The 12,785-nt window shown below is 72.1% G+C and carries 11 protein-coding genes and 1 pseudogene; 8 read left to right on the top strand and 4 right to left on the bottom strand.

The window, feature by feature from the left end:
• From OHU89_RS10555 to OHU89_RS10535, 5 genes are all read left to right on the top strand, one after another.
• Window positions 1-1,059 carry an ABC transporter ATP-binding protein gene (locus OHU89_RS10555; protein WP_405641931.1) on the top strand — a complete coding sequence of 353 codons (1,059 nt, stop codon included), beginning with the start codon at window positions 1-3 and terminating at the stop codon, window positions 1,057-1,059.
• Window positions 1,056-2,462 carry an HAD-IA family hydrolase gene (locus OHU89_RS10550; protein ID WP_405641930.1) on the top strand — a complete coding sequence of 469 codons (1,407 nt, stop codon included), beginning with the start codon at window positions 1,056-1,058 and terminating at the stop codon, window positions 2,460-2,462. The genes OHU89_RS10555 and OHU89_RS10550 overlap by 4 nt, the downstream gene beginning before the upstream one ends.
• Before the next feature lie 105 nt (window positions 2,463-2,567).
• Entirely contained in the window at window positions 2,568-3,764 is a 1,197-nt protein-coding gene (locus OHU89_RS10545; protein WP_405641928.1) for an MFS transporter, read from the top strand.
• Window positions 3,765-4,025: 261 nt separating this feature from the next.
• On the top strand, window positions 4,026-4,814 hold the full coding sequence (locus OHU89_RS10540) for a carbon-nitrogen hydrolase family protein (RefSeq protein WP_405641926.1): 789 nt from the start codon (window positions 4,026-4,028) through the stop codon (window positions 4,812-4,814).
• 40 nt (window positions 4,815-4,854) lie between these two features.
• Window positions 4,855-6,555 (top strand): flavin monoamine oxidase family protein, encoded by a 1,701-nt coding sequence (locus OHU89_RS10535; protein WP_405641924.1) that lies wholly within the window; start codon window positions 4,855-4,857, stop codon window positions 6,553-6,555.
• On the opposite strand, the gene OHU89_RS10530 is transcribed toward OHU89_RS10535, so the two are convergent.
• On the bottom strand, window positions 6,516-6,947 hold the full coding sequence (locus OHU89_RS10530; protein ID WP_405641922.1) for a hypothetical protein: 432 nt from the start codon (window positions 6,945-6,947) through the stop codon (window positions 6,516-6,518). The genes OHU89_RS10535 and OHU89_RS10530 overlap by 40 nt on opposite strands.
• Window positions 6,948-7,050: 103 nt before the next feature.
• Entirely contained in the window at window positions 7,051-7,737 is a 687-nt protein-coding gene (locus OHU89_RS10525; protein WP_405641920.1) for a DUF5995 family protein, read from the bottom strand.
• A gap of 172 nt (window positions 7,738-7,909) precedes the next feature.
• On the opposite strand from OHU89_RS10525, the gene OHU89_RS10520 reads away from it, so the two are divergent.
• Both OHU89_RS10520 and OHU89_RS10515 read left to right on the top strand, forming a co-directional pair.
• Window positions 7,910-9,031, top strand: coding sequence for a glycoside hydrolase family 6 protein (locus tag OHU89_RS10520; protein ID WP_405654413.1), 1,122 nt, complete (start codon window positions 7,910-7,912; stop codon window positions 9,029-9,031).
• A gap of 106 nt (window positions 9,032-9,137) precedes the next feature.
• Window positions 9,138-9,536, top strand: a pseudogene (locus OHU89_RS10515) (acyl-CoA thioesterase); the annotation flags it as partial.
• Here the strand turns inward: OHU89_RS10515 and OHU89_RS10510 are convergent.
• Entirely contained in the window at window positions 9,496-10,707 is a 1,212-nt protein-coding gene (locus OHU89_RS10510) for an MFS transporter (RefSeq protein WP_405641918.1), read from the bottom strand. The pseudogene OHU89_RS10515 and the gene OHU89_RS10510 sit on opposite strands and share 41 nt — an antisense overlap.
• Before the next feature lie 131 nt (window positions 10,708-10,838).
• Between OHU89_RS10510 and OHU89_RS10505 the strand changes: the two genes are divergently transcribed.
• Window positions 10,839-12,011 (top strand): ROK family transcriptional regulator, encoded by a 1,173-nt coding sequence (locus OHU89_RS10505; protein ID WP_405641916.1) that lies wholly within the window; start codon window positions 10,839-10,841, stop codon window positions 12,009-12,011.
• 24 nt (window positions 12,012-12,035) lie between these two features.
• Here the strand turns inward: OHU89_RS10505 and OHU89_RS10500 are convergent, their stop codons facing one another.
• Complete coding sequence (locus tag OHU89_RS10500) at window positions 12,036-12,785, bottom strand: SDR family oxidoreductase (protein ID WP_405641914.1); 750 nt, start codon at window positions 12,783-12,785, stop codon at window positions 12,036-12,038.

The following is a 12,785-nucleotide window of genomic DNA, read 5'->3' as shown; positions in this document are numbered from 1 at the left end:
ATGAAGACGCTCGAGAAAGCGGCCACCGTCGAATTCCGGGGCCTGCGCAGGGAGTTCGGTCCGACCGTCGCCCTCGACGGACTCGACCTGACCGTCCGGCCCGGTGAGCTCCTCGCCCTGCTCGGCCCGTCCGGCTGCGGCAAGACCACCGCGCTGCGCATGCTCGCGGGCTTCGAACACCCCGACTCCGGCGAGGTGCTGGTGGACGGCGAGGACGTCACCCGGGTGCCGGCCCACCGCCGTGACGCCGGGATGGTCTTCCAGTCGTACAGCCTCTTCCCGCATCTCGACGCGATCGACAACGTGGCCTTCGGACTGCGGATGCGGAAGGTGCGCACGGCCGAACGACGGGCGCGTGCCGTCGAGTTGCTGGAGCTGGTCGGCCTCGCCGACAAGGGCGGGCGCTTCCCGCACGAGCTCTCCGGCGGTCAGCAGCAGCGCGTCGCCCTGGCCCGTGCACTCGCCCTGCGGCCGCGGGTGCTGCTCCTCGACGAGCCGCTGTCGGCGCTCGACGCCAAGGTGCGGCTCAGCCTGCGCGAGGAGATCCGGCGGCTCCAGCAGGAGCTCGGGATCACCACGCTCTTCGTGACCCACGACCAGGAGGAGGCCCTGTCGATGGCGGACCGGGTCGCGGTGATGCACGCCGGGCGGCTCGAACAGTGCGCGGCCCCGGCCGAGTTGTACGGCCGTCCGGCCACCGCCTTCGTCGCGGAGTTCGTCGGGACGATGAGCCGGATACCGGGACGGCTGGCCGACGGGTCCGTCGATGTGCTCGGGCAGCGGCTGCCCGTGGACGGCCCGGTGCCCTCTGCGGCCGAGGTGGACGTGCTGGTGCGGCCCGAGGCCGTACGCGTGCGGGCCGACGACGAGGGGAAGGCGAGCGTCGTCGCCACCTCCTTCCTGGGCGCCGCCGTCCGTGTCACCGTCCGGCTCGCCGACGGCACCGACGTGAAGGCCGACCTGCCCGCCCACGAGGCGGCCGGGCTCGGGGCGGGGGCCACGGTGAGCGTGGCCTTGCCGGAGCGGCCGGTGCTCGTCGCCGAGCGGAGCGCGCCGTGAGCCGACTCCCGCTCCAGGCCGTCCTGTTCGACATGGACGGCACGCTCGTCGACACCGAGCGGCTGTGGTGGGGGACGGTGGAACAGGTGGCCGGCCGGACCCTGACCGAGGCGGACCAGCCGGAGGTGCTCGGCCGCGCGGTCGAGGACACCGCCGCTTGGCTGTCCGCGGCCACGGGCACCCCGGCCGGCGACCTGGCCGACGCACTCCACCAGGAGTTCGCCGACCGCGTCCGCACCGGCATCGTGCCCCGCCCCGGTGCGCTCGACCTGCTGGGTGCCCTGGCCCGCGAGGGAGTGCCCACGGCCCTGGTGACCGCGTCCCCGAGGGCGGTCGCCGACACGGTGCTCGAAGCGCTCGGGGCCGAACGCTTCGCCGTCTCCGTGACCGCCGACGACACACCCCGCACCAAGCCGGCCCCCGATCCCTACCTCGCCGCCTGCCGGGCCCTGGGCGTCGACCCCGCCGCCTGCGTGGCCGTCGAGGACACGGAGACCGGGGTCGCCTCCGCCGAGGCCGCCGGGTGCGCGGTGCTCGCCGTGCCCTCCCTCGCGCCGATCGAGGCCGCGCCGGGCCGTACCGTCCTGGCCGGCCTGGAGGGGGTCACCGTCGACAGGCTCCGCTCCCTGCTGCCGTACCGGCTCCGCGTCATGACCTGGAACCTCTGGTACGGCGGCACCGAGGTCCATGACCACCGGGCCAAACAGCTCAAGGTCATCGCCGAGACCGAGGTGGACGTGGTCGGTCTCCAGGAGACGTACGGCACCGCCGCGCAGGAGCTCGCCGAGGCCCTCGGCTGGTACCACCACCGGGCCGGAGTGAACCTCGGCGTCATCAGCCGCCACCCGATCACGGACACCTTCGGGGACCCGGAGGTGGGCTTCTACGGCGCGGCGGGTGTCCGGGTCCGTGTCGCCGAGGGCGCCGAGGCGGACGTATGGACGGTCCACCTGGACTACGAGTCGTACGGGCCCTATGTGCCGTCGGCCGCCCACGAGGGGGTGCGGCTCGCCCAGCTGAGAGATGCGCTGGGCAGGATCGACGAGACCGTGCCCGTCGCGCTCGTCGGTGACTTCAACACTCCCTCGCACCTGGACTGGCCGGACATCGAGTGGCCGGTCACGAAGGCGGCCGAGGAAGCGGGCTTCGTCGACTCCTACCGTCAGGCCCACCCCGACCCCGTGGCGGAGCCCGGTCACACCTGGTCGCCGGTCCAGGCCGCGCCGGAGCCGCAGGACCGGATCGACTTCGTTCTGCACCGAGGGCTGCGGGTGCTCGACTCCCGGACGTACGTCAGCGGCACCCCCCGGACCTGGCCGGACGTCGCGGACAACGACTGGCCGTCCGACCACGCGGCGGTGATCACCACATTTTCGCTGGGCAGCGGGGCCGGGACTGTCTAGCATCGGTGTCATGACCTGGCGACATTGATCCACCAGCCGTGCCTCCCGAGGGCCGCCTCGGACGCCGTACCCACGACGTCCGAATCGCCCTTCCGGGAAGGCCTCATGACACTCTCACCCACACGTGTGTCCACGACCGGCATCCGCCGGCTGACGACCACGCTGTACGGCTACGCGTTCCTCGACGACTTCGTCCTGCTCTACCCGGTGTACGCGCTGCTCTTCGCCGACACCGGGATGTCGCTGTGGCAGATCTCCTCCCTGTTCGCCCTGTGGTCGATCACCGCGGTCGTGCTGGAGGTCCCCTCCGGCGCCCTGGCCGACGCGGTCTCCCGACGGCTGCTGCTGTGGATCGGCCCGTTGTTCAACGCGGTCGGCTTCGCCCTCTGGGTGATCGTCCCCGCGTACTGGGCCTTCGCGCTCGGGTTCGTGCTGTGGGGCGTCGGCGGCGCACTCTGCTCCGGTTCCTTCGAGGCGCTGGCCTACGACGAGTTGGACCGGCTCGGCGCCGCCGACCGGTACGCGCGCGTGATGGGACGGGTACGCGCGGCGCGGCTGGTGGCCACCATGGCGGCGATCGGTCTCGCCGGGCCGGTGTTCGCGCTGGGCGGCTACCCGATGGTGGGCGCGGGCAGTGTGCTGGCCTGTCTGCTGGCCGCCGCGGTGGCGACCCGGCTGCCGGAGCACCGGACGCGGCCGGAGACCGGGGGCGACGGCTGGTGGACGACCCTGCGGACCGGACTTGCCGTGGTCCGAAAGGACCGTTCCGTACGTGGAGCCCTGCTGCTGGTCCCGGCCGTCGCCGCGGTGTGGGGCGCGCTCGACGAGTACACGCCCCTGCTGGCCCGCGACACCGGTGTGGCGGAGACGACGGTGCCCTACCTGATCCTGCTCGTGTGGACGCTCGTCACGGCGGCGAGCCTGCTGACCGGACCGGCCGAACGCCTGAGCACCACCGGGACGGCGTGGCTGCTGGCGGGCTCCGCGCTCGCCCTGGCCGTCGGTGCCTCGTCCGGGACCCCGGCCGGCATCGCGCTCGTCGGCCTCGCCTTCGGCGGGTTCCAGCTGGCCGAGGTGCTCGCCGACGTCCGCCTCCAGCACCGTATCGACGAGTCCCGCCGGGCCACCCTCACCTCGGTCGCGAGCCTGGGCACGGAGCTGGTCACGGTCGCCACGTTCGGCGCGTACGCGCTGCTGGGCACGACCGCGGCCCACAGCACGGTCTTCGCGGTGCTGGCGGTGCCGTACCTGGTGACGGCGCTGGTGCTGGCCAGAAGCCGGGCAGCCACGGCACGACCGTGAAGTCCTCCGCCCCTTTTTTGACCTTCTTGAAGGGGGCGGAGGTGACGCACTTCGGCAGGTCCTTCGGGCCCAGGTCCTCGGTCCCGCACCGCGTACGCCTCCAGGTGGACAGGAGGCGCGCAACGAATCACCGCTCCGCCCGGCACGGACGCAACAAACCGCTTACCGGCACGCAACGGCTCCTTCTTGTCCGCCTTGGTCAGCCCGCCGTACCGTCTAGGTGGCCCCCACATCCACCCTTTCGCCCCGGTGAGGACACGCATGCGTACCGCCCTGCTCCAGAGCTCCGGTCGCCCCGGCTCGGTCGTCGAGAACCTCAAGGTCCTCGACGAGGCCGCGGGCCGTGCCGCCGCCGCGGGCGCCGGGCTGCTGGCCGCGCCGGAGATGTTCCTGACCGGGTACGCGATCGGCGACGACATCGCCCGCCTCGCGGAGCCGGCCGACGGGGACAGCGCGGACGCGGTCGCGGAGATCGCGGCGAGGCACTTTCTCGCCATCGCGTACGGCTATCCGGAGCGCTCCGGGGACGCGGTCTTCAACTCCGCCCAGCTGATCTCCGCCACGGGCGACCGCCGGGCCAACTACCGCAAGACCCATCTCTTCGGCTGCTTCGAGCGGGACCACTTCACACCGGGGGAGCAGCCGGTCGTCCAGGCCGAGCTCGGCGGACTGACCGTCGGCCTCATGATCTGCTACGACGTCGAGTTCCCGGAGAACGTCCGCGCCCACGCCCTCGCCGGCACCGACCTCCTGGTCGTGCCGACCGCGCAGATGCACCCCTTCCAGTTCGTCGCCGAGTCGGTGATCCCGGTGCGCGCCTTCGAGAACCAGATGTACGTCGCGTACGTCAACAGGGTCGGCCAGGAAGGGGAGTTCGAGTTCGTCGGGCTCTCCACCCTCGCCGGTCCCGACGGGGTCGCCCGCACCCGCGCCGGACGCGGCGAGGAGCTGGTGTTCGCGGACGCCGACCCCGTCTCCCTCGCCGCCTCCCGCGAGGCGAACCCGTATCTGCACGACCGCCGCCCCGGGCTCTACGGGTCCCTGGTCTGAGCTTCCCCCTTCTTTCGCAGTCGCTAGGAGTCCGTACCCCATGACGTCCACGGTGCCCAACGCCGTCCAGCACGCCGACGAGCAGCAGCCGCCGATCACCATGTTCGGCCCGGACTTCCCGTACGCGTACGACGACTTCCTCGCCCATCCGGCGGGCCTCGGCCAGATACCGGCGACCGAGCTCGGCACCGAGGTCGCGGTGATCGGCGGCGGGCTGTCCGGCCTCGTGGCCGCGTACGAGCTGATGAAGATGGGCCTGAAGCCGGTCGTGTACGAGGCCGACCAGATCGGCGGACGGCTGCGGACCGTGGGCTTCGACGGCCCGGGCACCGACGGCCTCACCGCCGAGATGGGAGCGATGCGCTTCCCGCCGTCCTCCACGGCGCTCCAGCACTACATCGACCTGGTGGACCTGAAGACGCAGCCCTTCCCCAACCCCCTTGCGGAGGCGACCCCTTCGACGGTCGTCGACCTCAAGGGCGAGTCGCACTACGCCGAGACGATCGACGACCTGCCGCAGGTCTACCGTGATGTCGCCGCGGCCTGGAACAAGTGCCTCGAAGAGGGCGCCGACTTCTCCGACATGAACCAGGCCATGCGGGAGCGGGACGTCCCGCGCATCCGCGAGATCTGGGCGAAGCTCGTCGAGAAGCTCGACAACCAGACCTTCTACGGCTTCCTCTGCGACTCCGAGTCCTTCAGGTCCTTCCGGCACCGTGAGATCTTCGGCCAGGTCGGCTTCGGCACCGGCGGCTGGGACACCGACTTCCCCAACTCCATCCTGGAGATCCTGCGGGTCGTCTACACCGAGGCCGACGACCACCACCGCGGCATCGTCGGCGGCTCCCAGCAACTGCCGCTCAGGCTCTGGGAGCGCGCGCCCGAGAAGATCGTCCACTGGCCCTACGGGACCTCGCTGGCGCGGCTGCACGTGAACGGCGAGCCGCGTCCCGCGGTCACCCGTCTGCACCGCACCGCCGGCAACCGGATCACGGTGACCGACGCCGACGGCGACATCCGCACCTACCGGGCGGCGATCTTCACCGCCCAGTCCTGGATGCTGCTGTCGAAGATCGCCTGCGACGACTCGCTCTTCCCGATCGACCACTGGACGGCGATCGAGCGCACCCACTACATGGAGAGCTCCAAGCTCTTCGTGCCCGTGGACCGGCCGTTCTGGCTGGACAGGGACGAGGAGACGGGGCGGGACGTCATGTCGATGACCCTCACCGACCGTATGACGCGCGGGACTTACCTCCTCGACGACGGTCCCGACAAGCCGGCCGTCATCTGCCTCTCGTACACCTGGTGCGACGACAGCCTGAAGTGGCTGCCGCTGTCCGCGAACGAGCGGATGGAGGTCATGCTGAAGTCGCTCGGCGAGATCTACCCGAAGGTCGACATCAGGAAGCACATCATCGGCAACCCGGTGACGGTGTCGTGGGAGAACGAGCCCTACTTCATGGGCGCGTTCAAGGCCAACCTGCCCGGCCACTACCGCTACCAGCGGCGCCTGTTCACGCACTTCATGCAGGACCGGCTGCCCGAGGACAAGCGGGGCATCTTCCTCGCGGGCGACGACATCTCCTGGACGGCCGGCTGGGCCGAGGGCGCGATCCAGACCGCGCTGAACGCGGTGTGGGGGGTCATGCACCACTTCGGCGGGGCGACCGACGCGACGAACCCGGGCCCGGGGGACGTCTACGACGAGATCGCGCCGGTGGAACTGCCGGAGGACTGAGCCGGTCGACGGCGCAGGCCCGAGGAGACCGCCGTCCCGAGGGCCAGTACGCAGAGCACCAGGCCGCCGTACACGACCGGGTTCACCCAGCCCGGCACCAGTTCGGTTCCCTCGCCCTTCCAGGTGACGCACTGCACGCTGACCGGCAGGGTCGGCCGCGTGACCACGTGGTCGCCGCGCGCTCCGGCGGCCGCGCACATCTGGTCCGGGTCCAGGATGTAGAAGCCGCGCGTCACGCCGTACGCGTACGCGCCGAAGGCGGCCGCGCCGCCGAGCACGGCCACCGGGGCGCACGACGCGGCATCGGGCAGACGCGGCCCGCTGCCGAGCTCCCGGTCGTAGGTCCGCTTGGCCAGTGCCAGGGCGGCGCCCGCGACCACGAACGACGTCACGAGTGGTGCGAGGGTCAGGGCAAGGAGGAGGAGAACCGCCACGTGTGCCCAGACAGACTCGGGGGACGTTCGGTTCCTCGGGTGTCGGTGCGGGCGGGCCGGTTCAGTCCGGCAGCGGTGTGAGCAGCATCCGTCCCGCGAACCCCACCGCCGTGTCCAGCCGCTCCGTGAACTCCCCGGCGACATCGGGCAGTCCGCGCAGCGCCCACAGTGCGCGAGCCGCCGTCCAGGTGGCGTCCCGGGCCCGCTCCAGACTCCACGCGCCGAGCAGATGGGTCAGCGGGTCGGCGATCTGGAGGAGGTCGGGGCCCGGCATCAGATCTTCGCGGATGCGTTCCTCCAGCGAGACGAGGAGATCGCCCACGCGGTCGAACTCGTCCTCCACGTCGACGGGTTCGCAGTCGAGCGTACGACAGGTGTCCACGACGGCCAGTGCGAGATCGTGCCCGATGTGCGCGTTGATGCCCGCGAGCGCGAACTGCAGCGGACGTACGCCCGGATGGCGGCGGTACTGGAACAGGGGCCGCCAGCACGCGGGTGGGCGGCGCTCGTCGGTCACCGTCTCGACCGCCCGCAGGTACCGCTCGGCGAACCGCACGTCCAGCGTGATCGCGGCGCGTGCGTCCGTGAACCGGCCCGCGTCGATGCCCCGGTCGACGGCCTCCGTGACGGCGAGGTAGACACGGTTGAAGACCGCGATCCCGTCCCGTTCCGGAAGCGCCTCGTCCAGGGCGCGCATCCGTGAGACGACGGCGTCGACGGGGGTGACGAACTGTTCCAACTGGGGCATGGAGGCAGGGTCCCAGGCCTAGGCTGGCCGAGGTGTCGGCGGGCCCGGTGCTTCCCCAGAACGGGGGAACGCCGCCGCCGAAGGGGGAGGGGATCAGCAGGTGCCAGGCCAACGCGCCCATCGCCTGGCCGAACGCAGGGCCGAGCGCAGACGTGCCGCCCGGCGGGGCGGCATGGTCGCGGCGGCCTCCGTCGTGGTCGCCGTGGGCACCGCGACCGGGATGATGTCCGCGCTCGACGACGGGCGGGGCTCCGACGAGGCCCGCCCCGAGGTGACGGACTCCCCGACCCTGGATCTCCGGCCTCCCGCACCCTCGCCGTCCCCCTCGGCCACCGAGTCGGCTTCTCCGTCCGCCTCTCCGAAGAAGAAGTCGGCGAGCCCGACGCCCTCGCCGACGAAGACCGAGAAGAAGCAGGAGGCCGCAGCCGTCTCCACCCGTCTCTACCGCCACCCCGACTCGCAGGTCCTCGAATGGGTCCGCGACAACCCCGGCGACGCACGCCAGGACGTCATACAGGACCGTATCGCCGACCAGCCGGCGGCCGTGTGGTTCGCCGACTACACGCCGGACACCATCACGGCACGCGTGCGTGCGGTCACCTCCGGGGGCGCGGCGCAGGGCCGGGTGCCGGTGGTCGTGGCGTACGGGATCCCGGACCGCGACTGCGGCGGGGCCTCCCAGGGCGGGGCGCCGGACCTCGACGCCTACGACGCCTGGATCGACCGGTTCGCCGCCGGGCTCGGCTCCGGCGAGGTCGTCGTGATCCTGGAGCCCGACTCGATAGCGCAGACCGACTGTCTCTCCGCCGGCCAACGGGCCGACCGTTTCGCCTCGTTGGCCCGTGCCGGGCGGACCTTCAAGGACGCGAACCCGAAGGCCCGGGTCTACTTCGACGCCGGCCACTCCGGCTGGCACCCGGCGGCCAAACAGGCCGATCTGCTACGACAGGCGGGCGCCGGCTCGACCGCCTCCTCCGACGGAGTCTTCAGCAACGTCTCCAACTTCCACCGCACCGCCGACGAGATCGCCTACGACCGACGGGTCCTCGACGCCCTCGGCGGCCCGGCGGGCCTCGGCGCCGTCATCGACACCAGCCGCAACGGCAACGGCGCCCCGCCCGACGGCGAGTGGTGCGACCCCGACGGCCGCAAGCTCGGCCGGGCCCCGACCCTGAACACCGGCGAGGCACGCATCGACGGCTATCTGTGGGTGAAGCTGCCGGGGGAGTCGGACGGCTGCAAGGGCTCGCCCGGCACGTTCACACCGTCGTACGCCTACGACTTGGCGCGCTGAGCCGCTTCGGCCTCGACGTACGAGGACGTGCCCTCGTCCAGCAGCGGCTCCTGCGTCTTCAGGTGGGCCGGTGCGAACGCCCGCAGCGCGTGATAGCCGGTGATGACTCCACTTCGACGATCTGGACGCCCTCGGACTGCTGCACAACGCCCGCTACCCGCTCAAGGTCGAGCAGGCCTGGACCGAGCTGTGGCAGGAGCACGGCATCCACTTCGACGGCGACTGGGTCGCGGCCGGCGACGCCTGCAACGCGGTCAAGGAGCTGAGGGTCGGCTACGAGGCCCCGGTCACCAGGACCGGCACCTACGCCGTCCACCTGTGGCTGGAGCGGCTCGGCACCACCGGTCTGACGTACGGCTTCCGCTTCTGCTCGCAGGACGGCTCGGTGACCTACGCGCGGGGCGCCCGTGTTCTGGTGCGGCTGGACTTCGAGACGATGCGCCCCGCGCCGTGGAGCGAGCGGTTCAGGGCTGCCGGTCGGGAACTGCTGCGGCCGGCCGGCTGACCTTCGGACGGTCGCGGTCGCCGGCGCGCAGCACTCCGGCGAAGGCCACGAGTCCGCTCGCCAGCACGGTCACCAGGACGAACGACACCAGCAGGCTGGTCGCCTGGGCGATGGTGCCGATCGCGCTCGGGGCGATCAGGCCTGAGGTGTACGTGATGGTCGCGACACCCGCGATGGCCAGACTGGGGTTGGACCCGCTGCGGCCCGCGGCGGCGAAGCACAGTGGCACGACCACCGCGATCCCCAGCCCCATCAGCGCGAACCCGGCCATCGCCACCGCCGGATGGTTCGCCACGACGATGAGCAGCCCGCCGAGCACGGCGAGGACACCGCTGCTCCGGACCGTGCGCACGGAGCCGAAACGGTCCACGATCCGGTCGCCGGCGAGCCGGGCGATCGCCATGGTGAACGTGAAGCCCGTCGTGCAGGCGGCCGCAAGCCCCGCCGAGGCCTCCAACTGGTCCCGCAGATACACCGCCGACCAGTCCAGGCTGGCGCCCTCCGCGAACACCGCGCAGAAGCCGACGGCACCGATGAGCAGGGCCGACTTCGGGGGCAGCGCGAACCGCGGCGGCGGCTCCTCGTCCTCGGTGGGCTGCAGGTCCAGCACCCAACGGCAGGCCAGCAGGCCGAGGAAGGTGAGCACGGCCGCAGCCAGCGCGTGGTGCAGACGCGCGTCCGAGCCCAGATGGGCGGCGAGTGTGCCGGCCGCCGAGCCGACCAGGGCGCCCGCGCTCCACATGCCGTGCAGGCCGGACATGATCGAGCGGTGGAGGCGGTTCTCGATCTCGACGCCGAGCGCGTTCATCGCCACGTCCGCCATGCCGGCGGTGGCGCCGTAGACGAAGAGGGACAGGCACAGGGTCAGCAGATTCGGGGACAGGGCGGGCAGCACCAGGGCCAGCGTCCACAGGGAGATGAGGCCGCGCAGGGCGTTCCGCGCACCGAAGCGGTGGCTGATACTCCCCGCCAGCGGCATGGCCACGGACGCGCCGAGCGCGGGGAACGCGAGGGCGAGGCCCAACTGGCCGGCGCTCACCGAGGCGTGGTCCTGGATCCATGGCACACGGGTGGCGAACGAACCGGTGACGGCGCCGTGCACGGCGAAGACCGCGGCCACGGCGTACCGGGCGCGCTTCACCTGGCCCTGGTCGTACTCCACTTCGCTCATTCTCCCGCCCCTTCGCGGTCTCCGATCCCCACCGGCGACGTAAACTATCAGGGTCCCTGCCTGATAGATAGTCGATTGAAGGCCGCCCTCGCGCCGACCTGAGGGCCCGGCCGATCTGGAAGGATCCCGGCATGCCCGCATCCCCCAGCACCGCCCGGGCCATCAACGACCGGCTCGCCCTGCGACTGCTCCAGCAGGAAGGCCCGTTGACGGCAGGACAGCTGAAGCAGCTGACCGGTCTGTCCCGCCCCACCATCGCCGACCTGGTGGAACGCCTCATCGCCGCCGATCTGATCGAGGTGGTCGGGGAGTCGGGCGAGCAGCGCCGCGGACCGAACGCGAAGCTGTACGGCATCGTCGCGGACCTCGCGTATCTGGCGGCGCTCGACGTCCGCACGGAAGGCGTCTCCGTCCTCGTCTCCGACCTGCTGGGGCGTGTGCTGGCCGAGGCGTCCGTGCCGATCGGCGACGACACGGGGACGGGGCCGGCGGTCGAGCAGGCGGTGACGCTGGTCGAGCGCACGGCCAAGGAGGCGGGCGTGGACCGGCTCCACACCATGGGTATCGGCGCGCCCGGCCTGATCGACCCGGTCACGAGCGAACTCCGCAACTCCACCGGCCTGCCCGAATGGCACCGCCGTCTGGTCGCCGCCCTCCAGGAACGCCTCCCGGAGGCCCGTGTCCACGTCGAGAACGAGACCAACCTCGCGGCGCTGGCGGAACAGCGGGACGGGGCGGCGCGGGACCGGGACACGTTCGTGCTGCTGTGGCTGGGGCACGGGACGGGGGCGGCGGTGGTGCTGGACGGTTCGTTGCGCCGGGGCGCCTCCGGGGGGACGGGGGAGATCGGGTTCCTGCCGGTGCCCGGGACGCGGGGGCTGCCCTCGGCGACGGGGTGCGACGGGGGGTTCCACTCGCTGGCGGGGTCGGCGGCGATCGTGGAGCTGGCGGGGGAGTACGGGGTGGTGGGCGCCGCGTCCGGGGCCGAGCCGGTGGCGGCGGTGCTGGTGGGAAGGGCGGTGGCGGAGGGGGCGGACGGCTTCCTGGGTGCGCTGGCGGACCGGCTCGCTGTCGGCGTCGCGTCCGTCGTGGCCGTCCTGGACCCCGGGTGTGTGGTTCTCGGTGGGGAGGTCGGGCAGGCGGGCGGGGAGGAACTCGCCGCGCGCGTGGAGCGGCGAGTCCGCCGGATGTCACCCCTGCCGACCGAGGTACGTCCCAGTGGTCTCGGCGGTGGGGCTGTCCTGCGCGGTGCTCTGCTGACGGCACGGGACCGGGCGCAGGACGACCTCTTCGCGCCCCGATAGGGGCAAGGGCTGTGTCAGCCGTACTCAGCCCTTGCCGCCGGACCTCCGCGCCAGATACTCCTCGAACGTCCTCTTCCCCACGGCCTGTTCCGGCGCCAGATGCCCACCCGCCCGGAAGCCGCGGTACGCCTTCCCCGCCAACGGCACGTTCACCACAGCCCGCCGGCGCCCCGTCGCCTTCACATAAGCCCGAGCCAGCGACTCGAACGACCGCACCTCGGGCCCACCCAGGTCCGCCACCCGCCCCGCGGGCGACCCGGCCGCCAACTCGGCCAGCCGGTCCGCGACTTCGGCCACCTCGACCGGCTGGTCGCTCACACCCGCGGGAAGCATCATGACCGGGGACTTGGCCATCGCCCGGAACACCCTCACCAGCAGATCGTGGAACTGGGTCGCCCGCAGCACGGTCCACCCCAGCCCCGACTCCTCGACCTGCTTCTCCACGGCGAGCTTGGTCCGGTAGTAGGCGAACGGCACCCGGTCGATGCCGACGATCGAGATGTAGACCAGATGTCCCACCCCGGCCCGCCGCGCCGCGGCGATCAGGTTCGCGGCCGCCTTCTCGTCCCCGCCGGTCGGTGTGGTCGCACAGTGCACGACCGTGTCCACGCCCTCGACGGCCACGTCCAGCGCGGCACCCCCCTCGCGCAGGTCGACGGCGTACGGCTGGGTGTGCCGGCTGAGCACCCGCACCTCGTGTCCGTCCGCCCGCAGCCGTTCGGTGACGAGCCGGCCGAGCGTTCCGGTACCGCCGGTCACCAGGATCGTGGTCAT

Source organism: Streptomyces sp. NBC_00019, assembly GCF_045041015.1.
GTDB lineage: Bacteria > Actinomycetota > Actinomycetes > Streptomycetales > Streptomycetaceae > Streptomyces.
Note: the sequence above shows the minus strand (reverse complement) of the source record. Positions and strands in the feature narration are given on the sequence as shown.

Coding starts and splice junctions, on each gene's coding strand:
- OHU89_RS10555 (WP_405641931.1), top strand. CDS start 1: ATGAAGACGCTCGAGAAAGCGGCCACCGTCGAATTCCGGGGCCTGCGC.
- OHU89_RS10545 (WP_405641928.1), top strand. CDS start 2,568: ATGACACTCTCACCCACACGTGTGTCCACGACCGGCATCCGCCGGCTG.
- OHU89_RS10540 (WP_405641926.1), top strand. CDS start 4,026: ATGCGTACCGCCCTGCTCCAGAGCTCCGGTCGCCCCGGCTCGGTCGTC.
- OHU89_RS10535 (WP_405641924.1), top strand. CDS start 4,855: ATGACGTCCACGGTGCCCAACGCCGTCCAGCACGCCGACGAGCAGCAG.
- OHU89_RS10525 (WP_405641920.1), bottom strand. CDS start 7,737: ATGCCCCAGTTGGAACAGTTCGTCACCCCCGTCGACGCCGTCGTCTCA.
- OHU89_RS10520 (WP_405654413.1), top strand. CDS start 7,910: ATGGTCGCGGCGGCCTCCGTCGTGGTCGCCGTGGGCACCGCGACCGGG.
- OHU89_RS10510 (WP_405641918.1), bottom strand. CDS start 10,707: ATGAGCGAAGTGGAGTACGACCAGGGCCAGGTGAAGCGCGCCCGGTAC.
- OHU89_RS10505 (WP_405641916.1), top strand. CDS start 10,839: ATGCCCGCATCCCCCAGCACCGCCCGGGCCATCAACGACCGGCTCGCC.
- OHU89_RS10500 (WP_405641914.1), bottom strand. CDS start 12,785: ATGACCACGATCCTGGTGACCGGCGGTACCGGAACGCTCGGCCGGCTC.